The sequence below is a fragment of the Sneathiella limimaris genome, assembly GCF_012932565.1.
Lineage (GTDB): Bacteria > Pseudomonadota > Alphaproteobacteria > Sneathiellales > Sneathiellaceae > Sneathiella > Sneathiella limimaris.
Window position 1 is genome coordinate 2,022,946 of sequence record NZ_JABBYJ010000001.1, and the last position, 25,373, is coordinate 2,048,318.

Below are 25,373 nucleotides of genomic sequence, written 5' to 3' on the forward strand. Positions count from 1 at the left end.
GCGTCTGGTTAAGGTTAAAAAATTTCTCAAATGTGGGTTTCCAGACGCGTGACTTAAAAAAAATCGATCCTGAAATTTTTGGTCTAGGAATTTTAAAACTTGCCGTTATGATTGCGCTGCAATTCCGAAGGAGTTGCTATGAAAATCCGCGAAGCTTATACGTTTGACGATGTCCTGCTGCAACCTGCAGCCTCTGACATTCTTCCGGCTCAGGCCAAAACCACCACCCGACTGACTAACAAGATTGAGCTTGGGATTCCGTTAATCTCAAGTGCGATGGACACTGTAACCGAAGCCCCGATGGCGATTGCCATGGCGCAGGCAGGCGGTATTGGAGTGATCCACAAAAACCTCTCCATCCAGGAGCAGGCTCAGGAAGTTCAGCGCGTCAAGAAATTTGAAGCTGGCATGGTGGTCAATCCACTGACCATTTCTCCAGAAGCCCCACTTTCAGAAGCCTTGCATCTGATGCAGATCAATAAAATCTCCGGTATTCCGGTGACGGAGCGCAAAACTGGAAAACTGGTTGGTATCCTGACCAACCGTGATGTGCGCTTTGCAACCGATGAGAGCCAAGCAGTGTACGAGCTGATGACTCGCGATAACCTGGTAACAGTAGCCGAAGGTGCTACGCAGGAAGAAGCTAAGATCCTTCTTCACAAACACCGGATTGAAAAGCTGTTGGTGGTGGATGATGCGTATAAATGCATTGGGTTGATCACAGTAAAAGATATTGAACGTTCAACCTTGTTCCCAAATGCCTCCAAAGACAAGCAGGGACGCCTTCGGGTGGCTGCGGCCATCGGGATTGGTGATGACGGGATTGAACGGGCAGAAGAACTGATTGCTTCAGGTGTTGATGTTCTGGTTGTTGATACTGCTCACGGTCATTCATCTCGCGTGCTGGAAGCTGTTAGCCGCGTCAAGAAACTGAGCAATGAAGTTCAAGTGATCGGCGGTAATGTGGCCACAGCAGAAGGCACAGAAGCTCTGATCGGTGCTGGTGTCGATGCCGTTAAGGTTGGTATTGGACCAGGTTCCATCTGTACCACTCGCATTGTCGCGGGTGTAGGAACGCCTCAGCTGACGGCAATTATGGATGCCTACGAAGTCGCTCATAAACTTAACATCCCGATTATCGCTGATGGTGGGATCAAGACGTCTGGTGATCTGGCCAAAGCTCTGGCAGGTGGTGCAAGCTGTGCCATGGTCGGTTCGCTTCTGGCGGGAACAGATGAAAGCCCAGGGGAAGTCTTCCTTTATCAGGGGCGGTCATTCAAATCCTATCGCGGTATGGGATCTCTTGGTGCAATGGCAAGAGGATCTGCGGATCGCTACTTCCAAGAAGAGGTTTCAGATAATCTGAAATTGGTTCCGGAAGGAATCGAAGGCCGTGTTCCGCATCGGGGACCCGCCAATGCGATTATTCACCAGCTTGTTGGTGGGTTGAAAGCGGCGATGGGCTATACAGGAAATGCAAGTATTGAATCTTTGCAAACAAACGCTAAGTTTGTCCGCATAACGAATGCCGGATTGAAAGAGAGCCACGTCCATGACGTAGCGATCACACGGGAAGCCCCGAACTACCGGCAAGGGTAAGCAATAATACTTCTGGGGGAAGCATGACACCGTCAGCCCGGTTGGCTGCAGTATCCGAGTTGCTTGAGCTTTTAGAGGAAAGTCAGAGTAAAGCGGATTTTGTAGTTTCAACTTATTTTCGGAACCGGCGGTTTGCTGGCTCGAAGGACCGTCGTTGGATCACAGAGAAATTCTATATGATCCTGCGGCGGCGAGGTGAGCTGGACGGATACCTGGAGTTTCTGGGGCTTCCTGTTTCCTCGCGATTGCGGTCAATTATTTCCTTGCTGGCTTTTGATATGTTTTTGCTGGCGGATATTAAATCCGCCTACTTCAGTGGTCCACATGCACTAGCACCACTGGAGCCAGAAGAGGAGAAGCTTCTTAAAGCCTGGGTCACACCGATGGATGTCAACCTTCCTGAAAGTGCGGTGGCAAATCTTCCGGATTGGATTGTTCAGAAAATTCGGGTGGCATATGGAGATCGGGCCGATCAAATTCTCGCTGCTTTTAAGGAGCGGGCGCCGGCGACTTTCCGGGTTAATCATCAGAAGTCAGATGTCCAAAAGGTCCTGCAGCAACTGCAGCAAGAGGGAATTGACGCGGTTTCAACAGATGTGTCGCCTGTCGGTGTTATGCTGAAATCCCCCCGCAACCTGATGCAGCACGCGCTATATCAGCAAGGGGCCTTGGATGTGCAGGATGAAGCTGCGCAGATTGCAGCGATACTGGCAGGCGCCAAGTCAGGTCAGTCCGTAATGGATTATTGCGCAGGCGCTGGCGGCAAGGCCCTTGCGATGGCAGATCGTATGGACAATCAGGGGCAGATTATTACCCTTGATATCGATAAAAAGCGGATGCGGGATATCGAGCCTAGATCCAAAAGGGCAGGGATCAATTGCATTGAGACCGCAGTATTGCCGCCTGCAGGGTCGGCGAGTGATCAATTACTTTCGCTGGTCTCGACAATGGATGTCGTTTTTGTGGATGCACCCTGCAGTGGGTCAGGGACCTGGCGGCGTCAACCAGATCAGAAATGGAACTTCACCCAAGAGCGTCTGGGCGAACTCACGGAGTTGCAAAAAGGGATCTTCGAACAGGCTTCACAGTATGTGAAGCCCGGGGGAACTCTGGTCTACGCCACCTGTTCCTTGTTGCCTGAGGAAAACCAGGGCCAGGTTGAGCAATTCTTGAAAAGTCATTCAGAATTTAAGGTGATTTCGGTACGGGATAGGTGGTCTGAGGTTGGTTTACGCAGAGAAGCTCCTGAAGGGCCTTATCTTCAGATAACGCCAGAACAATTTGGTGCAGATGGCTTTTTTGTCGCGCTCCTACAAAGACAAGCCTAGACTGAACAAACTGTTGCCTTGTTTCATTCCTAAGGTGAACCCATATTTAATTTGAAGCGTACTAAGTCTTGTGATTACCTCTAGCAGGTGAGGGAATAATGAAAATTAAAGGCTTGGCCATAATACTCTATGCAATGGCAGCAACCCATCTCTTAACAGCTGAAATGGTTTTTGCCATGGGCAGCGGCAGTTCCAGCAGTTCTGGAAGCTCAGAAGTCGCGAAGGATCAGGATCCGGATTTCACCATGGGAAAACAGGAAGTTGCTGAAAAGAAGTGGAAGATGGCAATTGCGTCATTTGAGAAAGCCGTTGCGAAAAATCCAGAAAATGCGGATGCCTTCAACTATCTTGGATATGCGAACCGTCAAGATGGAAACTATGAAGCCGCTTTTGCAGCTTATAATAAAGCGCTTTCAATTGATCCAAACCACAAAGGAGCCCACGAGTATATTGGTGAGGCTTACCTGAAAACTGACAATCTGGCGAAGGCTGAAGAGCATCTAAAGAAGCTTGATGAAATATGCACTTTCGGTTGCGCAGAATATACACTCTTGCAGCGCGCCATCGCTAAATATCGAGGCGGCCAAAGCTAAGCTGTTGTCCCTCCAATCGATCAGGTAAAAAAGTGCGGTTTTAGTCCAAAATCCGGCTGGACTTTACGGGGTTCTCTCTGTAAATACCGTCTATGAAAAACAGTATTCTGATCATCGACTTTGGAAGTCAGGTCACCCAGCTTATCGCGCGCCGGGTCCGTGAGGCTGGGGTTTATAGCGAAATTGTCCCTTTCAACACAGCAGCTGAAAAACTGGACAGTTTTAATCCCAAAGGCATTATTCTCTCAGGCGGTCCCGCATCCGTTATTGGAGATGAGACACCGCGAGCACCTGAAAAGGTTTTCTCCATGGGTGTGCCGGTCCTTGGTATCTGTTATGGACAGCAAACCCTTTGTGCTCAGCTTGGCGGTCGGGTCGAGGCACCTGATCACCGCGAGTTTGGACGTGCCCAACTCAGTATTGTGAAAGACTGCAGCTTGTTTGACGGCGTTTGGACTGTTGGGGATCATGATCAGGTCTGGATGAGCCACGGTGATACTGTTACAAAAATCCCGGATGGTTTTGAGACGGTCGCAACTTCCAAAGGAGCTCCGTTTGCTGTTATCGCGAACGAAGAGAAGAAGTTTTATGGCACGCAGTTCCACCCTGAAGTGGTTCATACCCTGCAAGGGCATTTGCTGATTTCCAATTTTGTTCACAAGATCTGTGGTCTCCCGGGTGATTGGACAATGGCCGCCTTTAAGGAGCAGTCAATTGCTGCAATCCGTGAAAAGGTTGGTGATGCCAAGGTTATTTGTGGACTATCCGGTGGGGTGGACAGTTCAGTTGCCGCCGTCCTAATCCACGAAGCGATCGGTGATCAGCTTACCTGCGTATATGTGGATAATGGTCTTATGCGAACCGGCGAATCTGAACAGGTGGTGAGCCTTTTCCGGGATCATTACAACATTCCCCTGATCCACCGGGATGCTTCTGAGTTATTCCTGGCGGAGCTGGAAGGCGTTTCCGATCCTGAGGTGAAGCGGAAAACCATTGGCCGGATCTTTATCGATGTGTTTGATGAGGAAGCCAGCAAAGTTGGCGGTGCCAAATTCTTGGCGCAAGGCACGCTATATCCTGATGTGATTGAATCTGTGTCTTTCTCTGGTGGTCCGAGCGTTACGATCAAGTCTCATCATAATGTGGGGGGCTTGCCCGAGCGAATGGATCTGCAGCTGCTGGAGCCCTTCAGAGAACTCTTTAAAGATGAGGTTCGGGAGCTTGGCCGTGAGCTTGGCATGTCCAAGGATCTTGTCGATCGGCATCCTTTCCCTGGGCCGGGCCTTGCCATTCGGGTTCCGGGTGAACTGACCCGTGAGCGTCTGGATATCCTACGAAAAGCCGATGTCATCTATCTGGAAGAAATTCGTGAAGCTGGCCTTTACGATGAAATCTGGCAGGCCTTTGCGGTCTTATTGCCGGTGCGCACCGTTGGTGTGATGGGCGATAACCGGACATATGATTATGTCTGCGCCCTTCGGGCGGTAACTTCAACAGACGGCATGACAGCGGATTACTATCCGTTTGATCATGATTTCCTTGGCCGTGTTTCCACCCGGATTATCAATGAGGTTCAGGGGATTAATCGCGTCGTTTACGATACAACGTCAAAACCACCCGGAACGATCGAGTGGGAATAATTTCCCGCTTTATGGAAGAAAATGTGAAAACAATTTCTAAACGGTGGTCAAATGATCACCGTTTTTTGTTGCAGTCCAGAGAAAGGTCAGTGTTTCAGCTTTGAAACTTCTGCGGCGCTCAGTTTTTCCCGGATTGATGTGGCGATGTCATGCCAACCATATTGCTTGGCTGCGTGGAAAGCGCGTTCCAACCCACATGTTTCAATAAGGTTCTGCGCGATCGCCTGTTTCTCTTTACTCAAAATAATGATGGCCATAATCCTAACTCCCAGCCAAATACGCTAATCTTGCATATGCTAACAATAAGATGTGAATTTTAAGTAAACTTGAAACTAGGCGATTTTCAGTTCCGAAAAGTGGCTATTTTTAGATATTAGAAAATTTGCATTTAGTGTAAAAGTGTGGCATAATCGCGAGGTTGAACAGAAGTCTTTGGAATTCAAAAACATGTTGGAAAACAACGGGTTTTTGCGTTAGGGGTATGGCTTCGTTCACTCATAGTGATACCAAGGACATGGTTGCTTAAACCATGCCGATCGAACATCTGATGTCCTGTTATGGACGCCCGGACTATTTAAGTGGGCGCCTTGCTGAAACTTAGACCGTCACGTTTCGAAACTGAATGAGGGTTGGTATCGCGGGATTACGAGGAGGTCAGGCGGCTATCGTGTGGGGCCCTTGATGTCAGATAATCTTTTAACGCCCAGGGAAATCCCCCTCGGACGCAGTTTTTAGCGCCCATTTTCATTCACGGATTCTGTCTCCTTCCGCTATGCACCTCCAAATAGCGAAAATCCGATAGCAGCAATTAATCCAATGATGATCCAGATTGCCAGATTTCGAAAAGCGGCGCTTTTGCCGCTTCGACGGGTATAGTAAAGAAAGCCCGGTGCAATGAGAAATAAAACCATAATGAGGGCAACTAGTCTTAAGAGGTCATTTTCCTGCATTTTCTCTTCCAAATTCTCCCGAAATGGTCAGATGTCATCAAATATAAGTATGATCTGCCTAAATACCGCCGGATTTTTCTGCGAATAGTCGGCAACAGCATTTGCGTTCCGGCAGTAGTCAGTTTATTTTATCCCGCAAATTCAAGACATACTGGAGTTGTTCGTGGCCGATATTTTTAGTGAAGTTGATGAAGAGGTTCGCAAGGACCGATCCCTGCAACTGTGGAAAGCCTATGGTAAATATATCATCGGGGCATCCGTTCTCCTCGTTGGCGTGACCGCTGCAGTTGTTGGCTGGCGGGAATATCAAAACAGTCAGGCGAGAGAGCAGGGCCGTCAATTTGAGCAGGCTGTCCAGCTGATGGCTGAAGACAAATATCAGGAAGCTGCGGACACATTTGGTTTACTCGCGAAAGAAGGAAGCGCTAGCTATAAAGCACTCGCGTCCATTCGTCAGGCTAGCGCACTGGTTAAAGCAGGCAAGGGTGAGACTGCTCTTGTTGTCTATGATGAGGTTGCCGCAAGCGAGGTTGCAGAAGAGTTTAAGTCTCTCGCTCGAATTCTGGCGGGTTACTACCTGATGGATAACGGAACAACTGAGGATGTTCGGAGCCGTGTGAGCGGGTTGGAAGTCTCAGGCGGGATCTGGTCTGCATCTGCGCAGGAACTGCTGGCACTGGCAGCAATGAAAGATGGCAATACGGAAGAAGCGAAGAAGCTGCTGACAGCTTTATCTGAAGATGCTGGTGCACCACAGGCCCTAAAATCCAGAGCAGATCAGCTGCTTCAGACGCTCAACTGATTGACCTCATTTCGAATAACTTGGACATTGCAAAGGTGGGTTTGCTCGTGAAAAAGACAGCGGCTTCAGTAGGGAAGACCATTATCCTGACAGGATTGTTTGCCTCTTTGGCTGGCTGTTCCATATTGCCGGACTGGTTCGGGCAAAGTGAAGAACCCCCTCTGCCGGGTGAGCGAATCTCAATACTTGCTCTTGAACAATCTCTAGAGCCAGATGAGGATCTCTCTGATGTGACCGTGCGCTTGCCAGCGCCCTATCAAAATGAGAATTGGCCGCAGTCTGAAGGGAATGCAAGCCATGCAATGCACCATTTGACGATGGATGGCCCCTTACAGGAAGTCTGGCGCGTCAGTGTGGGCGCAGGCTCTGATGATGAGCAACGATTGATGGCAAAACCGGTTGTTGCCAATGGCCGAGTGTTTGTCATGGATAGCAACAGTCATGTCCGTGCTTTTGAACAGGAAACAGGTAAGCGGCTTTGGGAAGTCAATCTGACCCCTAAGGAAGAGGAGCTTGGTACTGTTGGGGGCGGGTTGGCTCTTGAATATGGCCGTCTTTATGCCACCACTTCTTATGGTCATGTTTGGGCCTTAGACCCAAATAGTGGGGGAATGTACTGGCGAAAAGATCTGAGAGTTCCACTTCGCGCCGCTCCAACAGTGGCAGAAGGGGAAGTTTTTGCGATGACTTACGACAGTCGTCTTTATGCCTTGGATGCCCGCACCGGTGACATCAATTGGGATTTCGAAGGTGGTGTCGAGGTAACCGGTCTTCTGGGAGCTGCGAAGCCTGCTGTTGATAATGGAATTGTGATTGTTCCTTTCTCAACAGGCGAGCTGTTTGCCCTTCGTGCGGATACAGGGGAGCAAGCATGGAGCGATCAGTTGCAACGCAAACGCCGCTACAGTTCTCTGACATCTTTGACAGACATTAATGGTAGTCCTGTGATCGACCGGGGTATCGTAATCGCGGCTAGTTTCTCAGGTCATATGGTCGGTATTGATGCCCGAACTGGCGAGCGGAAATGGGACCAGGAAATTGCAACTCTCGAGACGCCTTGGGTTGCGGGGGATTTTGTCTATACCATCACAACTGATGGAGAACTTGTCTGCCTAACCCGTCAGACAGGCCGAATCCGGTGGGTGCAGGCACTTGGAAAATATGAAGATGTAGAAGACAAAACTGATCTAATTGTCTGGTCAGGGCCCATTCTTGCAAGTGATCGATTGATTTTGGTCTCCAATTCCGGTATTGGGATCTCTGTTTCGCCTTATGACGGCAAAATCCTCGGGAAGATAGACCTCTCTGATTCAGCAACGGTCGCCCCTGTGATTGCCGGAGGCATGTTATTTATTTTGACGGACGATGCCGAACTAGTGGCATTTCGCTAATTAACCTATGTCATTTACAGTCGCAATTATCGGGCGCCCCAATGTGGGTAAGTCCACTCTATTTAATCGTCTTGTGGGCAAGAAACTTGCGCTTGTGGATGATACACCTGGAGTAACCCGTGATCGGCGGGAAGGGGACGCCCGTATTGGGTCCCTCAAATTTAAGGTGATCGACACTGCCGGGTTGGAAGAAGCGTTTGACGACAGCCTTGAAGGCCGCATGCGTCGCCAAACCGAAGCCGCATTAGCTGAGGCTGATGTGGTTCTGATGCTTTATGATGCGCGAATTGGTGTATCTCCCCTGGACAAACATTTCGCAGGGTGGATTCGTAAATCATCTGTTCCGGTTATTCTGGTGGCGAATAAATGTGAAGGCAAGGAAGCTCACGGCGATCTTTCGGAAGCCTATGCACTTGGGCTTGGTGAGCCACTCCCCATTTCGGCCGAACATGGCGAAGGCATGGGTGAGCTGTTTGATTTGCTGCTGCCTTTTGAAAAAGAGCAGGTCGAGGATATTCCAGCAAAAGAACGGCCGCTGCATCTTGCCATCGTTGGGCGTCCCAATGCTGGAAAATCAACACTGGTCAACAAACTGATCGGCGAGGATCGTTTGCTAACGGGTCCTGAAGCAGGAGTAACCCGGGATTCGATTTCCGTTGAATGGGAATTCGAGGGGCAGAAAATCAAGCTGGTCGATACAGCCGGTATTCGCCGTCGGGCGCGGGTTCAAAAGAAACTGGAAAAGTTGTCTGTGGCTGACAGTCTTCGGGTCATTAAAATGGCTGAAGTTGTGGTTCTGGTTCTGGATGCCGATGTCCCATTTGAGAAGCAGGATCTGACACTGGCCTCTCATGTGATTGATGAAGGTCGGGCGCTGGTTATTGCCGTCAATAAATGGGACCAAACAAAGGATCGCAATGCGGTTCTGAAACATATTCGGGACAAGTTGCAAATCTCGTTGCCACAGGTGCGCGGCGTTCCGGTTGTAACCTTGTCAGCCTTAACCGGACGCGGCCTTGAAAAATTGCTGCCAAAGGTTTTGCAGATATACGAAATCTGGAATAAGCGAATTTCGACGGCCAAACTGAACCGCTGGCTGGAACTGATGCTGGAAAAGCATCCACCGCCAATGGCCAAAGGTCGTCGGTTGAAGGTTCGTTATATGACACAGGTCAAATCACGGCCTCCAACCTTTTCCCTGTTCATGTCCTCTCGGGGTGAACTGCCAGAAAGCTATATTCGCTATCTGATCAATGGGTTGCGGGAAGACTTTGATATGCCGGCGGTTCCGATCCGCATTTATCCACGGACCGGTAAGAACCCTTATGTGAAAGATTAGTCTCCCGGCCTTATCGGAGGCTGGAGACCTCCCAAACAAGCTTTTCGGCATTGATCTGCTGACAATCTAAGGTCAGCATTTCCCGGTTGGAGCGCACAGTCCCGAGCCAGAGGTCTTTCCAGCAATCAAGGATCAGGGATGTGTCTTCTTGGCCAAGATCGCGGGTGATCCGAAGTCCGGTATGTTCAAAGCTGGCTTTTGTTTGAGATCCCGTTTCTATGGCTTTTACGTCATCACCCATGCCTTGCAGCATTGTCATCAAGAAAGAACGGGCATCGAGTGCATTGCCATCTTTCGCGCCAACTTTTTCAGCCATTTTGGGAAAGTACTGAAGACCAATAAGGCGAGCGGAGAGTTTGCCAATTTCAACGGCTTCTTCCCGGCCGATAACCTTTGCCAATGTCGTGAGGCCATTGCGGATATAGCCGATCGCATAGTTGCGGTTGGCCTTTTGCAGTCTTTCTTCACTCCATTCGCCAACTGGTGGGGCGGGTTGCGCATCAGCATCAAAGGGTGGAGGCAGCTCACCTTTGTTAAATTGCAGACGTTCTTCGTCTTTTAGATCGTGGTCATATTCCTTGAAATAGCCGCAGAACCCAAATTCACCGGTGACATCTTCGGAGACGCAGACATATCCAAGTCTGGGGTTTTTCAACGAAACACCGTTATGGGCGTACCAGCCGCGTAAAAAACCACGCCCAACGCCGGGTGTTACGCCTGCTAAAGTCGGACCGTCATACATCCAGCGGGGATAGCGAAACCTGACCCAGGCTTTCTTGTCACTCTCTTCCATATATTCAACGCCCACGCCGCCGATCTGGTTCGACAGCACATGATAACGAGCGCAGGCAACGGCATCAGGAAGGCCGGTAAGCCCTAGTTTTTGAAAGCTGCTCAGGAATTTTTCCAAATGCTGCTGCCGAAACAGATTAAACATCCATTCTTCCATAACCGCTTCGCCCTTACGGCTAGAAACCATAAGTTGGAGGCCAAGAAGATAGGCATGGTGAAGGTCGGCTTGGGCTTCAATCGCCCGGATTGGATGCTCGGTCATGACAAGGTTCCTTCCATTATTTGGAATGTTTTTTTGAGCATTCTAGCGGGCAAATAAAAAAGAGAGCAACTGATTTTGCTCTCTTTTATTATTAGCTGATGATCTGTCCAGTCTGCTCAAACTCTGGAAGCAGCGCTTTTAGGAACATCTCTGCCTTATCATCCGGGCTTGGTAGCGTTGACTGATCTTCACCCGGAAATGCGGATAGCCGAAGCTTCGTCGCGGTTGGTCCTGGATCTATCAGGTTAACATTCAGGTTTGTTTTTGATGTTTCAGCAGCATATGCCCGGATCATTTCTTCAAGGGCCGCTTTTGATGCTGCATATCCAGCCCAATAATGTTTCGCCTGATGAGCTTCAGCACTTGTCACAAATAAGGCGCGCCCAGCTTCTGCATTCCGAAGGAGCGGATCAAGCGCACGGATCAGGCGCCAGTTTGCATGCACATTTAATTTGAAAACATTTTCCCAAAGCGTTGGGTCATATTGGGGAAGGGGGGTTAGCTTGCCGAGCGTGGCAGCGGCACCGACCAGAATGTCGAGTTTCTTCCACCGCTCGTAAAGAGGGGCGGCAAGTCCATCAATGGAGTTGGTTTCCAAGAGATCCAGCGGGACCAGTGTTGCCTGGCCACCAGCGTCCTGAATGGCATCGTCAACTTCTTCAAGCCCCCCAACTGAGCGAGCGACGAGAATAACGTGAGCCCCTTCAGCTGCGAGATGCTTGGCAACAGCTGCGCCAATACCACGGGACGCACCGGTTACCAGTGCAGTTTTACCTTCAAATCTTTTCATAATCTGTCCGTTCAGGAGCCTTCTGACAGCAGGGTGAGTTCTTGGTCTGAGCCGCTCTCATGATCCACAAGACCAATAGGATAATCACCGGTAAAGCAGGCATCGCAATATTGCGGTAAATCTGTATTTCGGTTTTTCTCTCCCATTGCAACATAGAGACCATCAAGGGAGATAAAGCTCAGGCTGTCTGCTCCGATAAATTTGCACATTTCCTCAATTGAATATTGTGCAGCCAAGAGTTTCTGACGCGACGGTGTATCCACGCCATAAAAGCAGGAATGAGTTGTTGGTGGGCTGGCGATCCGCATATGAACCTCGGTGGCGCCTGCTTCGCGAACCATCTGTACGATTTTGGTTGAGGTTGTGCCGCGAACAATACTGTCATCCACCAGCACCACACGCTTGCCTTCGATCATGGCCCGGTTGGCGTTGTGCTTCAGTTTCACACCAAGATGGCGGATCTGGTCGGTTGGCTCAATAAAGGTCCGGCCCACATAATGGTTTCGAATAATGCCGAGCTCAAACGGAATGCCGGCTTGTTCTGCATAGCCAATGGCTGCGGGGGTGCCACTGTCAGGAACCGGTATAACCGCATCCACGTCCACCGGGTTTTCAATGGCGAGCTGACGGCCAATATCTTTTCGCACATCATAGACAGAGCGATTTTCCAGAACGCTGTCAGGGCGGGCAAAATAGATATGCTCAAAAATGCAGAAGCGGGCTGGTGGTGTCTCAAATGGGGAGAGGGATGTCAGCCCACTTTCGTCAATAACAACAACTTCACCCGGCTTGATATCCCGCACAAACTCTGCGCCGATAATATCAAGTGCACATGTTTCAGAGGTTAGAATATAGGCTTTGTCCAGCTTGCCAAGGACCAGTGGTCGGACGCCAAAAGGATCGCGCATACCGATCATTTTCTTACTGGTAACAGCCACAAGTGAATAGGCACCCGTCACTTTATGCATCGCATCAACCATGCGGTCTACGACTTTGATTTTCTTGCTGTTTGCGACCAGATGGATGATGACTTCTGTGTCCATGGTGGACTGGAAAATGCTGCCCTCTGCTACCAGTTGGCGGCGTAAGGTGGAGGCATTGGTAAGGTTTCCGTTATGGGCAACAGCAAGTCCGCCATTGGCAAGATCTGCGAAGATAGGCTGCACATTGCGAAGTACTGTTCCGCCGGTTGTCGCATACCGGTTATGGGCAACAGCAGCATCTCCTTTCAGGCTTTTAATAACCTCTTCGGAGGAGAAGTTGTCACCGACTTTGCCCATGCCTTTGTGGCTGTGAAAGTGGCGACCATCGTGGCTGACAATACCTGCAGCTTCCTGTCCGCGATGCTGCAAGGCGTGCAAACCGAGTGCTGCAAGCGCAGCTGCTTCGGGATGTCCATAAATGCCGAAGACGCCGCATTCCTCATGGAGCTTGTCGTCGTCATATGGGTTTGTGCTTATCTCATGTTGCTCAGTCATGGTCTTACCTGGGTACCTTTTGTGAGGTTTTCCATTTGTTGACGGGATTTTTCATCATATCCCTTGTCCAATTGTTCAATGGCTCCCTTAACCGTGTCCTCTACATCCTTGCGGAGGGTCTCCGGTATAGCCTCATAGGATTTCTTTGCGCTCCCTGCGGCATCCTCTGCGGTTTCAACCGCAATATTGAGGTTTTCCTGCATATCTGGTGGCGTTAGCCGGGCCAGAAAAATCCCACTTTCCTTTGCGACAGGCATCAGCCTGGCTTCGGTTACAACTTCTGGCCGGTCCTCTGGCGGGATAAACTGAACAAATACCAACCACACGATACCGACAATTACCACAGCCCGTGCGATCCCAAAGAAGATACCCAAGGACCGGTCCAACGCACCCAGTGCAGAAGCCTTAACCTTCTCAGAAATCATATGGGTGAGGAAGGACAAGGCGACGAGGGACAGAATAAAAATACCTGCGCCCGTCAGGATATCGGCCAACAGTAGATTGTCGATATAGTTTCTAACATAGGGTTTCAGGATGGGAAACAGATAGAGGGCAAGAAAAGAAGCACCAACCCATCCGGAAATGGAGAGAACTTCTTTCACAAATCCGCGGATAAATCCGAAAACCGCGGATATGAGGAGGATCGCCAGAATGACTGCATCGACGGGATTGATTGGCAGTTCTTCCATATACTCCTGGTCCTATACTCTTTGGGCCCCGGAAGCCTGCTTTTCAGAGGTAAACAGGCTTACGATCTCAGACAGATGCTCAACTTCGATAATCTTCAGGTCAGCGTCTTTCACTTTACTGCCCATGGGGATGATCGCAGTCGTAAATCCTAGTTTGGCGGCCTCTTTCAAACGGGCATCCGTCTGACCAACCGCGCGCACCTCACCAGATAATCCAATCTCACCAAAAATGATACTATTTTCGGGGACCGGGATGTCAGAAATTGACGAAACAAGTGCTGCTGCCACCGCCAGATCCGCCGCAGGCTCCTGAACTCTCAATCCACCTGCGACATTGAGGTAAACTTCGTTGCCAGCGAGGGATAATCCGCATCGGGCATCCAGAACCGCCAGAATCATAGCAAGTCGGCTGTTGTCCCAGCCAACGACCGCACGCCGAGGGGTCGCTTGTTGAGACGGCGCGACAAGCCCCTGAATTTCGACAAGCAAAGGCCGTGTCCCTTCAACGCCAGCAAAAACAGATGCCCCGCTGATTTCCCGATCTTTGTTGCTGAGGAAAAGGGAGGAGGGGTTAGCAACCTCCTGCAGGCCTTTATCGGTCATTTCGAAAACGCCGATTTCATCGGTGGCCCCAAAGCGGTTTTTCACCGCACGTAGGATCCTGAATTGATGACCGCGGTCCCCTTCAAAATAAAGAACTGTATCGACCATGTGCTCAAGGACGCGAGGGCCAGCGATTTGCCCATCTTTTGTCACATGACCAACGAGCAAGAGTGCGCATTGAACTTTTTTGGCAAGTCGAATGAGTTCTTGCGAGCAAGCTCTTACTTGCGATACGGAGCCGGGAGCGCTGTCCAAATTATCCGCATACATGGTTTGAATACTGTCGATGACCAGTAGATCAGGCTTGTCTTCCTTTTCAATGCTGGTGACGATATCCCGAATGGAATTTGCCGCTGCCAGCCTAACGGGGCTACCAGCAAGGCCAAGGCGTTTTGCTCGCATGGAGATTTGGCCTGTGGCCTCCTCCCCCGAAATATAGGTGCAGCGATATCCGTTCTTGGCCATCTGACCAACCGCTTGGAGCAGGATGGTTGATTTGCCGATACCGGGATCACCGCCGATCAGAACAGAGGATCCCGGCACAAACCCGCCGCCTAGCACCCTGTCTAATTCCTGTAGGCCGCAATGATGACGTGCGTGAGTTTCTTCCGCCTGGTCGAGAGAGGCGAATGTAATATGGCGCCCTTTACCGGTAGAGAGCCCTTTTGGTAGGGCTTCGCGGCCCGTATCTTCTATGATAGAGTTCCATTCCCCACAAGCATCGCACTTGCCCTGCCATTTTCGATAACTGCTACCGCAATTTTGGCAAGAATACTGTTCTGTTACGCGTGCCATAGGGTCCCTTGCTTGAGCGTCAGGGTTTCAGAATATCCAACTCGATAGGGCCTTCTATATCGCCTCGCACGAACTGGTCAACATATGGATTGCCACAAGTTTCAATTTCATTGGCCGGGCCAATCCAAACCACTTCTCCTTTATAGATCAGCGCGATGCGATCGGCAATTTTTTGTGCACTTTCCATGTCGTGGGAAATGGTCAATGTAGTTGCCCCCAAATGCTGGGTACAGTCGCGGATCAGGTTATCAATCACATCCCCCATAATCGGATCCAGGCCTGTGGTTGGCTCGTCAAAAAAGATGATCTCGGGGCTTGTTGCAATTGCCCGGGCAAGGCCAACGCGTTTTTGCATCCCCATGGAAAGGTCGGCCGGATTGCGATTGGCCATTTCGGGGCCGAGGCCAACAAGGGCGAGTTTCTCAATCGCAATGTCTTTAGCGTCGTTCCGGTTCATTCCCTCAGCCTGAATGAGGCCAAAGGCAACATTTTCCCAGACAGGGAGGCTGTCAAATAATGCTGCGTACTGAAACAGCATTCCGGTTTTTCGAAGTGTAATTTCCCGCTCAGACGGGGGAAGACCGACGACCTGTTTGCCATCAATGAAAATTTCGCCACTTTCCGGCTCCAGCAATCCCAAAATGCATTTCAGCATCACTGATTTACCGGTTCCAGATCCCCCGATCACAACAACGGATTCGCCATCTCCTATGTCCAGATTAAGGCCGTTTAGAACCTTCTTGGGTCCAAAGGATTTACAAACGTTCTTGAGACTGATTTTCGGCGTGGAGCTCATTAAGATCGGCTCCTCAATCCAGCAGGAGAACAGTCAGGAAGTAGTCGCTGACAAGAATCAAAATGAAGGAGGACACAACGGCATTTGTTGTTGCCCGGCCAACACCTTGCGCACCGCCGGTTGAGTTGAAGCCGTGATAGCAGCCCATCAAGCAGACAATAAAGCCAAAGACGGATGATTTGATCAGGCCCGAGACAACGTCCCGCGTTTCCAGAAAATCAAAGGTGTTCTTGATGTATGTGCTGGGATTGAAATCGAGACTTTCTGTCGCGACCAGGAAGCCACCAGAGACACCAATAATATCGGCAATGAGAACGAGCGCTGGCAGGGTCACCATACCGGCGAGAACCCGTGGCGCCACCAGATACTTAAACGGGTTTGTTGAAAGGGTTACCAGTGCATCAATTTGCTCTGTCACCCGCATGGTTCCAATTTCTGCAGCAATGGCCGCACCTACGCGACCTGCAATCATCAATCCACTCAAGACAGGGGCGAGTTCTCGGGTCAAGCCGATCACGACGATTGTAGCTACTGCGCTTTCTGCATTAAAGCGGGATGAACCGACGTAAATTTGTAAGGCTAGAACCATCCCGGTGAAGAGCGCTGTCATGCCGACGACGGGCAAGGAGTAATAGCCGATACTCATAAGCTGTCTGAGGAAGATCCGTAAGTAAAAAGGTGGAAGGAAAATATGCCTGACGGTTTGAACCGTAAACAGAGATAAATGCCCGACAGCAGCCATAAAGCGAAGAGCGACACGGCCAATTGCCGCCAGAAAATTCCAATCCATCCAGTTCTGTCCTATGCCCCGGCGTCCAGATATCTTCGGTGACAGCGTTGTCCAAGTGACGTCAAGATTTCATATGCAACGGTACCGGCTTTTTCTGCGATATAATCGAGCGTAACACTCTCACCAATCAGATAAACCAGGTCACCCCGTTCACATTCACCTTCGTCCAATGACGTAATATCAATCGTGATCATGTCCATTGATACCCGCCCAACAACTGGCACCCGTTTATTATTGATCGAAACCTCAGCTTTATTTCCCAGATATCTGAAATAACCATCAGCATAGCCAATGGAAACGGTTGCTATCCGGGATCGCTTAGACGTCCGATATGTGGCACCATATCCAACGGGTTTACCACTGTCAACGTCATGAACTTGCAGTACTTTTCCCTGCCATTCTACGACGGGGAGCATTGGGTTTTCCAAATGAGGGGTTGGATTAGCCCCATAAAGGGCAATCCCAGGCCGACCCAACTCGAACCGAAAATCGGTTCCGTGAAACATTCCACTGGAATTTGCAAAGGATACTGGTGTGTTCCGAAGGCCCTCAGGCAGTTTAGCGATCAGACCGGTCAGTGTATCCAGTTGTTCCTGATTTTGTGGATTTTTAAAATCGTCAGCACTTGCCAAATGGCTCATCAGGTACTCGACTTCAATACCATCCATGATGCCAGGGTTGGCGGCCAAAGCATTTACATCCGCTTCCAGTAAGCCAAGTCTGCAAATTCCGCTATCTATATGAATGATGGCGGGCAGAGGACCATGTGATTGCGTCAGCTTCGACCATGTTTCGATTTCTTCGAGACTGTTCAGCACAGGTGCCAGGCGCTCATGGACATACACTTCTTCACAGTCAGGAAATAGGCCGCCTAGAATGAAGATCTCGACGTCAGGTAAAATACGCCGAAGGGCTACTCCTTCTTCCGGAATTGCAACAAAGAATTTCTGACAACCTGCATCGTGAAGGGCCGGTGCAACCATTTGAGCGCCCAGGCCGTAGGCATCGGCCTTGACAACTGCTGCACAATCGTTCGCCTCCATGAGGGAGAGTAGTTTTTGATAGTTCTTCTGTATGGCGACCAGGTCTATGGTTATATAACCGGCAGATAGTCTGGGATCCATTAATGATGCTCCGGTAAATACTGATCCAGGGCGAGGTCACCAAAGCGGGTAAATTCAGGCTGGAACTGCAGCTTGACAATGCCGATGGGGCCATGTCGTTGCTTGCCGATGATAACCTCAGCCATATTATGTACCTTCGCCATCCTCTCCTGCCACTCAATATGTTCTGGCGTTCCTTCTGAGGGCTCGCGACGCCCTTCATAATATTCTTCACGATACACGAACATCACAACATCAGCGTCCTGCTCAATTGATCCGGATTCGCGAAGGTCCGAAAGCTGCGGCCGTTTATCATCCCGGTTCTCCACCTGACGAGAAAGCTGGGAGAGGGCGATGACAGGTATATCCAGTTCTTTTGCGACTGCTTTTAACCCTTGCGTGACCTCCGAGATTTCCTGAACCCGGTTATCGCTTCGGCCACTACCCTTCATCAATTGTAGGTAGTCGACCACAATCAGGCCAAGACCATGACTTCGTTTAAGCCGACGCGCGCGCGTTCTGAGCGCTGCAATGGAGATGGCTGGTGTATCATCAATATAGAGCGGTAGTTCAGATAGGGTAGCGCTTTCCGGCACCAGCCGATTGGCAAACTCTTCGTCCGTGAGCTCACCTTTTCGAAGTTTTTCTGAACTGATTTCCGTTGCCTCGGCAAGAACACGCGCAACGAGTTGCTCACCCGACATTTCGAGTGAGAAAAATCCGACCGGGGCGCCCTCTGTTCCCCCAGATTTGTAATGGGCTTTCGCAGCATTATACGCAATGTTTGTTGCCAGCGATGTCTTACCCATTGACGGGCGCCCGGCCAGAATAAGCAGGTCCGACTTATGGAGCCCGCCAAGCTTGGCGTCCAGATCCCTAAGACCTGTTGTAACACCAACAAGATTACCGTCCCGCTGAAAGGCTTCCTCAATGGATTTGACGGCAAGATTTACTGCTACGCGTACAGGGGTCAGTCCCCCTTCGTGAGATCCGCTTTCAGCCAACGCGAAGAGCTGCCGCTCCGCATTTTCGATTTGGGTCGCCGATGTCTCTTCCAAATCAGAATCATAGGCCGTGTTGACGATCTCCCCTCCAAGATTGATCAGCTCACGTCTAAGCGCCAGATCATAAATGATCTTGCCATAATGTTCTGCGTTGATGATGGTCGTCGCAGATGCAGCCAGGCGGGCTAGATACTGGGCGCCGCCAATGTCAGCCAGGGCTTGATCATTCTCGAAATATGACTTCAATGTCACCGGGTCGGCAATCTCACCCCGATCAATCAGGATGGATGCAGCGTCATAAATACGGGAATGTACGGGTTCGTAAAAATGCTCTGGCTTCAGAAAAGAACTGACTTTGGCACTGGCCTCATTGTTTATCAGAATGGCCCCCAACAGATCCCGTTCTGCGTCCAGGTTACTGGGCATGGAACGGTAGGTCGGGGAGGAGCTATCCTCAGTATTCGTTTCGGAATTCAGTACAGTGCTTTCCATGGATTGACCATAACATAAGGGTTTTTGAACTGGAGCGGGTTATCTCAAATTCAGGTGCAATAAATTTGTGGATAAAATTTATCCACAGGCTGTGGAACTTGTGGATTATTTCGAAAAGGGTATTGAAGCCATAGAGCTATGGCAACTGTTAATCGGGGAAAGTTAAATTTCCGACTGTTACAAAAAAACGGCACCCCATAAGAGTGCCGTTTCATTAGCTTCGGATTTCGAAGGGAAGCTGGATTAGGATTCAGCTTCTTCGTCTTCTTGTTCAGCAGTAGATTCGAAAACATCGTTGATCGCTTCATCACGTGCATCGAGAGCAGCCTCAGCGACTGCTTCAACAGATTCACCGCGAGCCTGAATTTCTGCTTCCTCGTTAGAGCGAGCGATGTTGATTGTAATACCAACAGTAACTTCAGGGTGCAGACGAATGCGAATTTCGTGCAGGCCAAGTGTTTTCAGAACTTTGTCCATGATGACCTGTTTACGGTCAACTGTTGCACCATTTTCTGTCACGGCGCGCGCAATGTCCTGAGTGCTGACTGAACCGTAAAGCTGCTGGCTTTCAGAAGCCGCACGGATCAGGATAACAGTCATGCCATCAATTTTCTGAGCAACCTGTTCTGCTTCTTCTTTGCGTTTTAGGTTGTCTGCTTCGAGCTGAGCCCGTTTTGCTTCAAAGATAGCAAGGTTGTCCTTGTTGGCTCTGAGTGCTTTGCCCTGAGGCAGCAGAAAGTTCCGGGCGTAACCGTTCTTGACTGTAACGACATCACCCATTTGACCGAGTTTTTCAACACGCTCCAGCAATACAATTTCCATTTAATCTTCCTCCAGGTCTGGATGTCCGTTCAGTTTCTCGCGAAATCCAACCCAACTGTCGACCAATCCAAGCAATGCGACTACCAGGACCAGCCAAAAAATTAAAAACATCGACAAATAAACCGCCGTCAGTATGAAAGGTCGATATCGCCAACCTTTAGAAACCTTGTGGATAACCGCAATCCCTTGAAGGAAAAATGCGATTTCCAGTGCAAGTATCACCGCGCCTAGGAACGTATCACCCCAGTTGAACAACAGGTTGAAACCAACCACGCCAACTGTTGCAACCGCCATCCAGACGGGAAGCTTGAGGTCCTGGAAAACAGGACTGGGTCGGATATTCCGCTTGAACCTTACCAGCACACCCTGTGCCAGTATGCCTCCAAGCAGGAGGATCACGCCCCAGAACGGTCCAAAGAACTGTGGGAGAGCCCGAACAATTCCTTCTGCCGTAATGGCCTCAAACATTTTCCCCTGTTGCTGGAGCTGAGGAAGGATGAGATCAAACTGAGTGATCAGATTTTTCCTCAGTTCCTGATCCTGATACAGCAATGCAATTGCCATAAAGGACAGGAGAATACTTACACCTACCCAGATCATGACCAGATTGGTCGTTGGATACCAGGTAACTTTTCCGTTTTCCTCGCGCCACAACAGGGACTGTCGTGTGATCAGCAGAACCGGCAGGCCGCAAGTCAAAACATATGTCATACTGAATAGTGGGGCGATAATCGTAGCAGCAACCAGAGCACCAGTTACTACCGCTGAAATACCACCTGCCAATCCCCAACCCAGTCCAGCGACGAAGAGGGGAACAACAGATAAGGTCATCAGGGACATTGTTTGGAGAGCATTTACTTGCCCGGCGGGTGTCCCACTACCCAGAACTGAGAAAATCAGAAGAAGTGTACTGATTAGGCCCAGTGCTGTGCCAATACCAATGTCTTTGACCATTGTCCCACTATCGGTTGGCGGTTACCCGCCAAACCGGCAATTACTTACTTAACAACAAACGGCAGCAGCGCGAGGTTGCGTGCCCGTTTGATAGCCCGAGCCAGTTCACGCTGTTTCTTTGCAGAAACGGCAGTGATACGGCTTGGCATGATTTTACCGCGTTCGGAAACAAAGCGTTGCAGAAGCTTTACATCTTTGTAATCGATTTTTGGCGCGCCTTCACCGGAGAAAGGGCAGGTCTTACGACGGCGGAAAAAAGGACGACGTGCATCAGACATTAGTTATCCTCCTCGGAAGCATCGTTATCAGACTTGTCTTCGCTAGACTCGGCGCTGTCACCATCTTCGTCAGAGTCGCGACGACCGCCGGAGCGACCACTTTTGCTCTGAAGCATGACGGAATCGCCTTCTTCAAGTTCATCAACGCGGATGGTCATGTGGCGAAGGATATCTTCGTCCAGACGCATGTTGCGTTCCATTTCCTTGACGGCATCGACAGGGGCATCAATGTTGAGAAGAACGTAATGGCCTTTGCGGTTTTTCTTAACCTTGTAAGCCAGGTTGCGAAGTCCCCAATTTTCGACTTTAGCAACTTTACCGTCGCCAGCTGTTACAAACTGGGACATTTTTTCTGTCAGTGCATCCACCTGCTGGGAGGAAATGTCCTGACGGGCAATAAAAACTGTCTCATATAGAGGCATATGTATAAGCTCCTTATGGCTCTTAAATATCTGGAGTTAGCACCAATGCTAACCGAACAGACGTAGCCGACCTCCGTCGGCAAGGAGTTGTTGAGGCGGCGGACTATACAGATTTCTGCAGTTTATGCAAGTGGACTTGACAGGAAAATCTTTCGTAATATGACTGGTGCATCAAAGTTCAACAGGATCGGACAAATTATAATGAAACGTGCATTTGTATTTCCGGGGCAGGGAAGCCAGGCAGTTGGTATGGGAAAGGCGCTTGCGGATGCTTTTCCAGTGGCCGCGCAAGTGTTTGAGGAAGTCGATGACGCCCTCAGTCAGAATCTGACAAAACTCATGTATGAAGGTCCGATCGAAGAGCTGACACTGACAGAAAATACACAGCCAGCCCTGATGGCGACAAGTGTCGCTGTGGCGCGGGTGCTTGAGGCTGAAAGTGGTAAGAAACTCTCCGAAATGGCTGATTTCGTCGCGGGTCACTCTCTGGGTGAATATTCTGCTCTGACTGCTGCAGGTTCCTTGCAGCTTGCTGACACAGCACGTCTGTTGAAGGCGCGTGGACTTGCCATGCAAAAAGCCGTTCCCGTTGGGGAAGGGGCTATGGCTGCCCTACTGGGTATGGAAATCGGCGGTGTGGAAGAGCTGGTCGCTGAAGCTGATGGCGCGGCAGGTATTTGCGTGATTGCCAATGATAATGCCGATGGTCAGGTGGTTCTGAGCGGTGACAAGGATGCTGTTGCGCATGTTATCGAACTTGCCAAGGAAAAGGGTGTTCGGAAAGCGATGATGCTGCCAGTGAGTGCACCATTCCATTGCCCATTGATGCAGCCGGCCGCTGATGAGATGAAAGCCCAGTTGGCAGACGTATCGATCGCGCCTCCACTGGTGCCACTAGTTGCTAACGTAACGGCCTCTCAGGTCAGCGACCCTGAAACCATTCGCGGTTTGCTGGTTGAGCAGGTCACAGGTCGAGTTCGCTGGCGGGAAAGCGTTCTTTATATGGGTGAACAGGAAGTTGAAGCTTTGGTAGAGCTTGGAACTGGGAAAGTTCTCTCCGCCATGGTTCGTCGGATTAATAAAGAAATGACTGGAAGCGCTGTTCAGACACCTGAGGATATTGAAGCGTTTTTGGGTTCACTTTAAGATTTCTGCTGCTAGAGTAGCGGCAAAGGGAGATGATGGAATGTTTGATCTGACAGGCAAATGCGCACTGGTAACAGGTGCGTCAGGCGGACTTGGTGCGGAAATCGCGAAAGATTTACACGCGGCCGGTGCGACTGTTGCTCTTTCTGGAACTCGTGAAGATGCTTTGAAAGCCGTTGCTGATCAACTTGGTGACCGGGTTTTTGTTGTGCCTTGCAACCTATCTGATATGGAAGCGGTTGATGGCTTGATTAAAGCTGCTGAAGAGGCGATGGGCCAGGTGGATATCCTCGTCAATAACGCGGGCCTGACAAGAGATGGTTTGGCCATGCGGATGAAGGATGAAGACTGGGATACGGTCCTGGACGTTAATTTGAAGTCTGCGTTTAAGTTGTCAAAAAACTGTCTTCGCGGCATGATGAAACGCAAAAACGGGCGCATTATCAATATCACATCCATTGTTGGCGTAACCGGCAATCCAGGGCAGATGAACTATGCTGCTTCCAAAGCTGGGATGATTGGCATGTCCAAATCTCTCGCGCAGGAAGTTGCCACTCGTGGTATCACAGTAAATTGTGTGGCGCCTGGGTTTATTGCAACTGCAATGACAGACGCGCTGCCTGATGCTCAAAAGGAAGCTCTGCTGACTGCGGTGCCTGCCGGACGCCTTGGGGATCCAAAGGATATTTCGGCTGCCGTTCTATATCTGGCATCTGATGAAGCTGCTTACGTGACGGGGCAAACACTGCATGTAAATGGCGGCATGGCCATGATTTAGCCCTAATCTCTTTATTAATTGCAGCATAAGTTTTTGAATGTGACAGCTTTGCTTTGCAATGCCTATAAAGTATGTTAGGAACGCGACGAGATTTTCGCGATTGGAATTCTAGGGTTGAAAAATCAGGGGCAATCGCAAAATAAACTGAACTTTTTATTGCTGGTTAATCTTAAGGACAACACATATGAGCGATACAGCGGAACAAGTTAAAAAAATCGTTATTGAACACCTGGGTGTTGAAGAAGCTAAAGTAACTGAAGATGCAAGCTTCGTTGATGATCTTGGTGCAGACAGCCTGGACACTGTTGAGCTGGTTATGGCTTTTGAAGAGCAGTTCAATATCGAAATTCCAGACGATGCTGCTGAAAAAATCCTGACAGTTAAGGATGCTATTAGCTTTATCGAGTCAGCTTCCTAATTTGGCGCTGAAACGTCATATAGATCTCTGATAACTTAACTCGATAGGTATCGATATGCGACGTGTAGTTGTTACTGGACTAGGACTTGTCACGCCTTTGGCTAACGGTGTTAAGCCGAGCTGGGACAGGTTGATAAATGGTGAGTCCGGTGCTGGAATGATCACCAAGTTTGACACAACAGACTTGGCGGTGGCTTACGGTTGTGAGGTGCCTGTCGGTGACAGTCAGCCTGATGCGTTTAATGCCGATGATGTGTTGGCTCCAAAGGAGCAGCGGAAACTTGATAGTTTCATTATCTATGGTATTGCAGCGGCTGATGAAGCGATCAAGGACTCTGGATGGACACCAGAAACTGATGAAGATTTCTTCAGAACTGGCGTGTCCATCGGGTCCGGGATTGGCGGTTTGCCGTCAATCGAAGAGAATTCCATAAAACTTCATGAGCAGGGTCCCCGTCGGATCAGCCCGTTCTTCATTCCGGGTGCTTTGATCAACCTGGTTTCTGGGCAGGTTTCCATCCGCCACGGATTTAAGGGTCCCAACCACGCCGTTGTAACAGCCTGTTCTACAGGTGCTCATGCGATTGGTGATGCGGCCCGCATGATTGCCGATGATGATGCAGACGTGATGGTTGCAGGTGGTGCAGAAGCTGCCATGTGCCGGATCGGCTTTGCCGGCTTTGCCTCTGCCAAGGCACTGTCCAAGGGCTTCCATGATGATCCAACCAGAGCGTCTCGTCCTTACGATGTGGACCGCGATGGCTTCGTAATGGGTGAGGGCGCTGGCGTTGTTGTGCTCGAAGAATATGAGCATGCCAAGAAACGCGGTGCGCATATTTATGCAGAGGTTGTGGGCTATGGCCTGTCCGGAGATGCGTATCATATTACTGCACCTGCCAGTGACGGTGACGGTGGTTTCCGTTCCATGCAGATGGCGCTTCGGAAATCTGGTCTGACCACTGCAGATATCGGTTATGTAAACGCGCACGGTACATCCACACCGCTTGGTGATGAGATTGAAGTTGGCGCTGTAAAACGGCTCTTTGGTGCTGACGTTGCTAACCTTGCGATGTCATCAACAAAATCCGCAATTGGTCATCTGCTCGGTGCAGCGGGCGGTGTTGAAGCCGTCTTCTCTATCCTGGCTATGGAGCATGGTGTATTGCCACCAACCTTGAACCTTGACCAACCGTCTGAGGGACTTGAGGATATGAACCTCGTTCCAAAGGTTGCACAGGAGAAGAAAGTCGATGCCGTTCTGTCCAACTCTTTCGGGTTTGGGGGAACCAACGCGTCGCTTGTGATGAAGCGAGTGTAAC

At 50.1% G+C, this 25,373-nt stretch carries 26 protein-coding genes; 11 read left to right on the forward strand and 15 right to left on the reverse strand.

Features of this window, described 5'->3' with window-relative positions; genetic code table 11:
• Nucleotides 1–138 precede the first annotated feature (138 nt).
• From guaB to guaA, 4 genes are all read left to right on the forward strand, one after another.
• A complete protein-coding gene (gene guaB, locus HH301_RS09830) occupies nt 139–1,599 on the forward strand; it encodes an IMP dehydrogenase (RefSeq protein WP_169568728.1) in 1,461 nt (486 codons plus the stop codon).
• Nucleotides 1,600–1,622: 23 nt separating this feature from the next.
• Nucleotides 1,623–2,927, forward strand: a complete 1,305-nt coding sequence (locus tag HH301_RS09835; protein WP_169568729.1) for an RsmB/NOP family class I SAM-dependent RNA methyltransferase — start codon at nt 1,623–1,625, stop codon at nt 2,925–2,927.
• Between the two features lie 98 nt (nt 2,928–3,025).
• Nucleotides 3,026–3,520 carry a tetratricopeptide repeat protein gene (locus HH301_RS09840; RefSeq protein ID WP_169568730.1) on the forward strand — a complete coding sequence of 165 codons (495 nt, stop codon included), beginning with the start codon at nt 3,026–3,028 and terminating at the stop codon, nt 3,518–3,520.
• A 92-nt stretch (nt 3,521–3,612) separates the two neighbouring features.
• The gene (gene guaA / locus HH301_RS09845; RefSeq protein ID WP_169568731.1) at nt 3,613–5,160 is read left to right on the forward strand and encodes a glutamine-hydrolyzing GMP synthase; all 1,548 of its coding nucleotides are present in this window, start codon (nt 3,613–3,615) and stop codon (nt 5,158–5,160) included.
• Nucleotides 5,161–5,246: 86 nt separating this feature from the next.
• On the opposite strand, the gene HH301_RS09850 is transcribed toward guaA, so the two are convergent.
• Both HH301_RS09850 and HH301_RS09855 read right to left on the reverse strand, forming a co-directional pair.
• On the reverse strand, nt 5,247–5,417 hold the full coding sequence (locus HH301_RS09850) for a hypothetical protein (protein ID WP_169568732.1): 171 nt from the start codon (nt 5,415–5,417) through the stop codon (nt 5,247–5,249).
• Nucleotides 5,418–5,930: 513 nt separating this feature from the next.
• The gene (locus HH301_RS09855) at nt 5,931–6,110 is read right to left on the reverse strand and encodes a hypothetical protein (protein ID WP_169568733.1); all 180 of its coding nucleotides are present in this window, start codon (nt 6,108–6,110) and stop codon (nt 5,931–5,933) included.
• Between the two features lie 163 nt (nt 6,111–6,273).
• Between HH301_RS09855 and HH301_RS09860 the strand changes: the two genes are divergently transcribed.
• The 3 genes from HH301_RS09860 to der are packed head-to-tail and all read left to right on the forward strand — an operon-like array spanning nt 6,274 to nt 9,642.
• Nucleotides 6,274–6,912 carry a tetratricopeptide repeat protein gene (locus HH301_RS09860; RefSeq protein WP_169568734.1) on the forward strand — a complete coding sequence of 213 codons (639 nt, stop codon included), beginning with the start codon at nt 6,274–6,276 and terminating at the stop codon, nt 6,910–6,912.
• 47 nt (nt 6,913–6,959) lie between these two features.
• The gene (locus HH301_RS09865) at nt 6,960–8,303 is read left to right on the forward strand and encodes an outer membrane protein assembly factor BamB family protein (RefSeq protein ID WP_169568735.1); all 1,344 of its coding nucleotides are present in this window, start codon (nt 6,960–6,962) and stop codon (nt 8,301–8,303) included.
• 7 nt (nt 8,304–8,310) lie between these two features.
• A complete protein-coding gene (gene der / locus HH301_RS09870; RefSeq protein ID WP_169568736.1) occupies nt 8,311–9,642 on the forward strand; it encodes a ribosome biogenesis GTPase Der in 1,332 nt (443 codons plus the stop codon).
• Nucleotides 9,643–9,652: 10 nt separating this feature from the next.
• Here der and HH301_RS09875 read toward each other — a convergent pair whose 3' ends face one another.
• The 13 genes from HH301_RS09875 to rpsF all read right to left on the reverse strand — a co-directional run bounded on the left by HH301_RS09875 (nt 9,653) and on the right by rpsF (nt 21,712).
• Nucleotides 9,653–10,696, reverse strand: a complete 1,044-nt coding sequence (locus tag HH301_RS09875) for a hypothetical protein (protein WP_169568737.1) — start codon at nt 10,694–10,696, stop codon at nt 9,653–9,655.
• A 91-nt stretch (nt 10,697–10,787) separates the two neighbouring features.
• A complete protein-coding gene (locus HH301_RS09880) occupies nt 10,788–11,486 on the reverse strand; it encodes an SDR family NAD(P)-dependent oxidoreductase (RefSeq protein WP_169568738.1) in 699 nt (232 codons plus the stop codon).
• 11 nt (nt 11,487–11,497) lie between these two features.
• Nucleotides 11,498–12,964 carry an amidophosphoribosyltransferase gene (gene purF, locus HH301_RS09885; protein WP_169568739.1) on the reverse strand — a complete coding sequence of 489 codons (1,467 nt, stop codon included), beginning with the start codon at nt 12,962–12,964 and terminating at the stop codon, nt 11,498–11,500.
• The gene (locus HH301_RS09890; RefSeq protein ID WP_169568740.1) at nt 12,961–13,653 is read right to left on the reverse strand and encodes a CvpA family protein; all 693 of its coding nucleotides are present in this window, start codon (nt 13,651–13,653) and stop codon (nt 12,961–12,963) included. Before HH301_RS09890 ends, purF begins: the two co-directional genes overlap by 4 nt.
• Before the next feature lie 12 nt (nt 13,654–13,665).
• Complete coding sequence (gene radA, locus HH301_RS09895) at nt 13,666–15,051, reverse strand: DNA repair protein RadA (protein ID WP_169568741.1); 1,386 nt, start codon at nt 15,049–15,051, stop codon at nt 13,666–13,668.
• A 19-nt stretch (nt 15,052–15,070) separates the two neighbouring features.
• Nucleotides 15,071–15,847, reverse strand: coding sequence for an ABC transporter ATP-binding protein (locus HH301_RS09900; RefSeq protein WP_169568742.1), 777 nt, complete (start codon nt 15,845–15,847; stop codon nt 15,071–15,073).
• Nucleotides 15,848–15,860: 13 nt separating this feature from the next.
• The gene (locus tag HH301_RS09905; protein WP_169568743.1) at nt 15,861–16,637 is read right to left on the reverse strand and encodes an MlaE family ABC transporter permease; all 777 of its coding nucleotides are present in this window, start codon (nt 16,635–16,637) and stop codon (nt 15,861–15,863) included.
• Between the two features lie 11 nt (nt 16,638–16,648).
• A complete protein-coding gene (gene alr / locus HH301_RS09910) occupies nt 16,649–17,761 on the reverse strand; it encodes an alanine racemase (RefSeq protein ID WP_169568744.1) in 1,113 nt (370 codons plus the stop codon).
• The gene (locus tag HH301_RS09915; RefSeq protein WP_169568745.1) at nt 17,761–19,236 is read right to left on the reverse strand and encodes a replicative DNA helicase; all 1,476 of its coding nucleotides are present in this window, start codon (nt 19,234–19,236) and stop codon (nt 17,761–17,763) included. Before HH301_RS09915 ends, alr begins: the two co-directional genes overlap by 1 nt.
• 243 nt (nt 19,237–19,479) lie before the next feature.
• Entirely contained in the window at nt 19,480–20,058 is a 579-nt protein-coding gene (rplI, locus tag HH301_RS09920) for a 50S ribosomal protein L9 (RefSeq protein WP_169568746.1), read from the reverse strand.
• Nucleotides 20,059–21,012: a DUF2232 domain-containing protein gene (locus tag HH301_RS09925; protein WP_169568747.1), complete on the reverse strand. Its 954-nt coding sequence runs from the start codon at nt 21,010–21,012 to the stop codon at nt 20,059–20,061.
• Between the two features lie 44 nt (nt 21,013–21,056).
• On the reverse strand, nt 21,057–21,290 hold the full coding sequence (gene rpsR / locus HH301_RS09930; RefSeq protein WP_169568748.1) for a 30S ribosomal protein S18: 234 nt from the start codon (nt 21,288–21,290) through the stop codon (nt 21,057–21,059).
• Nucleotides 21,290–21,712: a 30S ribosomal protein S6 gene (rpsF, locus tag HH301_RS09935; protein ID WP_169568749.1), complete on the reverse strand. Its 423-nt coding sequence runs from the start codon at nt 21,710–21,712 to the stop codon at nt 21,290–21,292. Before rpsF ends, rpsR begins: the two co-directional genes overlap by 1 nt.
• A gap of 201 nt (nt 21,713–21,913) precedes the next feature.
• On the opposite strand from rpsF, the gene fabD reads away from it, so the two are divergent.
• The 4 genes from fabD (at nt 21,914) to fabF (ending at nt 25,372) form a co-directional block, all read left to right on the forward strand.
• Complete coding sequence (gene fabD, locus HH301_RS09940; protein ID WP_169568750.1) at nt 21,914–22,858, forward strand: ACP S-malonyltransferase; 945 nt, start codon at nt 21,914–21,916, stop codon at nt 22,856–22,858.
• A 40-nt stretch (nt 22,859–22,898) separates the two neighbouring features.
• Nucleotides 22,899–23,636, forward strand: coding sequence for a 3-oxoacyl-[acyl-carrier-protein] reductase (gene fabG, locus HH301_RS09945; RefSeq protein WP_169568751.1), 738 nt, complete (start codon nt 22,899–22,901; stop codon nt 23,634–23,636).
• A 184-nt stretch (nt 23,637–23,820) separates the two neighbouring features.
• Nucleotides 23,821–24,054 (forward strand): acyl carrier protein, encoded by a 234-nt coding sequence (locus HH301_RS09950; RefSeq protein WP_169568752.1) that lies wholly within the window; start codon nt 23,821–23,823, stop codon nt 24,052–24,054.
• 55 nt (nt 24,055–24,109) lie between these two features.
• Nucleotides 24,110–25,372, forward strand: a complete 1,263-nt coding sequence (fabF, locus tag HH301_RS09955; RefSeq protein ID WP_169568753.1) for a beta-ketoacyl-ACP synthase II — start codon at nt 24,110–24,112, stop codon at nt 25,370–25,372.
• The last annotated feature ends 1 nt before the right edge of the window (nt 25,373 follow it).

Coding starts and splice junctions, on each gene's coding strand:
- guaB (WP_169568728.1), top strand. CDS start 139: ATGAAAATCCGCGAAGCTTATACGTTTGACGATGTCCTGCTGCAACCT.
- HH301_RS09835 (WP_169568729.1), top strand. CDS start 1,623: ATGACACCGTCAGCCCGGTTGGCTGCAGTATCCGAGTTGCTTGAGCTT.
- HH301_RS09840 (WP_169568730.1), top strand. CDS start 3,026: ATGAAAATTAAAGGCTTGGCCATAATACTCTATGCAATGGCAGCAACC.
- guaA (WP_169568731.1), top strand. CDS start 3,613: ATGAAAAACAGTATTCTGATCATCGACTTTGGAAGTCAGGTCACCCAG.
- HH301_RS09850 (WP_169568732.1), bottom strand. CDS start 5,417: ATGGCCATCATTATTTTGAGTAAAGAGAAACAGGCGATCGCGCAGAAC.
- HH301_RS09855 (WP_169568733.1), bottom strand. CDS start 6,110: ATGCAGGAAAATGACCTCTTAAGACTAGTTGCCCTCATTATGGTTTTA.
- der (WP_169568736.1), top strand. CDS start 8,311: ATGTCATTTACAGTCGCAATTATCGGGCGCCCCAATGTGGGTAAGTCC.
- HH301_RS09875 (WP_169568737.1), bottom strand. CDS start 10,696: ATGACCGAGCATCCAATCCGGGCGATTGAAGCCCAAGCCGACCTTCAC.
- HH301_RS09880 (WP_169568738.1), bottom strand. CDS start 11,486: ATGAAAAGATTTGAAGGTAAAACTGCACTGGTAACCGGTGCGTCCCGT.
- purF (WP_169568739.1), bottom strand. CDS start 12,964: ATGACTGAGCAACATGAGATAAGCACAAACCCATATGACGACGACAAG.
- HH301_RS09890 (WP_169568740.1), bottom strand. CDS start 13,653: ATGGAAGAACTGCCAATCAATCCCGTCGATGCAGTCATTCTGGCGATC.
- radA (WP_169568741.1), bottom strand. CDS start 15,051: ATGGCACGCGTAACAGAACAGTATTCTTGCCAAAATTGCGGTAGCAGT.
- HH301_RS09900 (WP_169568742.1), bottom strand. CDS start 15,847: ATGAGCTCCACGCCGAAAATCAGTCTCAAGAACGTTTGTAAATCCTTT.
- HH301_RS09905 (WP_169568743.1), bottom strand. CDS start 16,637: ATGGATTGGAATTTTCTGGCGGCAATTGGCCGTGTCGCTCTTCGCTTT.
- alr (WP_169568744.1), bottom strand. CDS start 17,761: ATGGATCCCAGACTATCTGCCGGTTATATAACCATAGACCTGGTCGCC.
- HH301_RS09915 (WP_169568745.1), bottom strand. CDS start 19,236: ATGGAAAGCACTGTACTGAATTCCGAAACGAATACTGAGGATAGCTCC.
- rplI (WP_169568746.1), bottom strand. CDS start 20,058: ATGGAAATTGTATTGCTGGAGCGTGTTGAAAAACTCGGTCAAATGGGT.
- HH301_RS09925 (WP_169568747.1), bottom strand. CDS start 21,012: ATGGTCAAAGACATTGGTATTGGCACAGCACTGGGCCTAATCAGTACA.
- rpsR (WP_169568748.1), bottom strand. CDS start 21,290: ATGTCTGATGCACGTCGTCCTTTTTTCCGCCGTCGTAAGACCTGCCCT.
- rpsF (WP_169568749.1), bottom strand. CDS start 21,712: ATGCCTCTATATGAGACAGTTTTTATTGCCCGTCAGGACATTTCCTCC.
- fabD (WP_169568750.1), top strand. CDS start 21,914: ATGAAACGTGCATTTGTATTTCCGGGGCAGGGAAGCCAGGCAGTTGGT.
- fabG (WP_169568751.1), top strand. CDS start 22,899: ATGTTTGATCTGACAGGCAAATGCGCACTGGTAACAGGTGCGTCAGGC.
- HH301_RS09950 (WP_169568752.1), top strand. CDS start 23,821: ATGAGCGATACAGCGGAACAAGTTAAAAAAATCGTTATTGAACACCTG.
- fabF (WP_169568753.1), top strand. CDS start 24,110: ATGCGACGTGTAGTTGTTACTGGACTAGGACTTGTCACGCCTTTGGCT.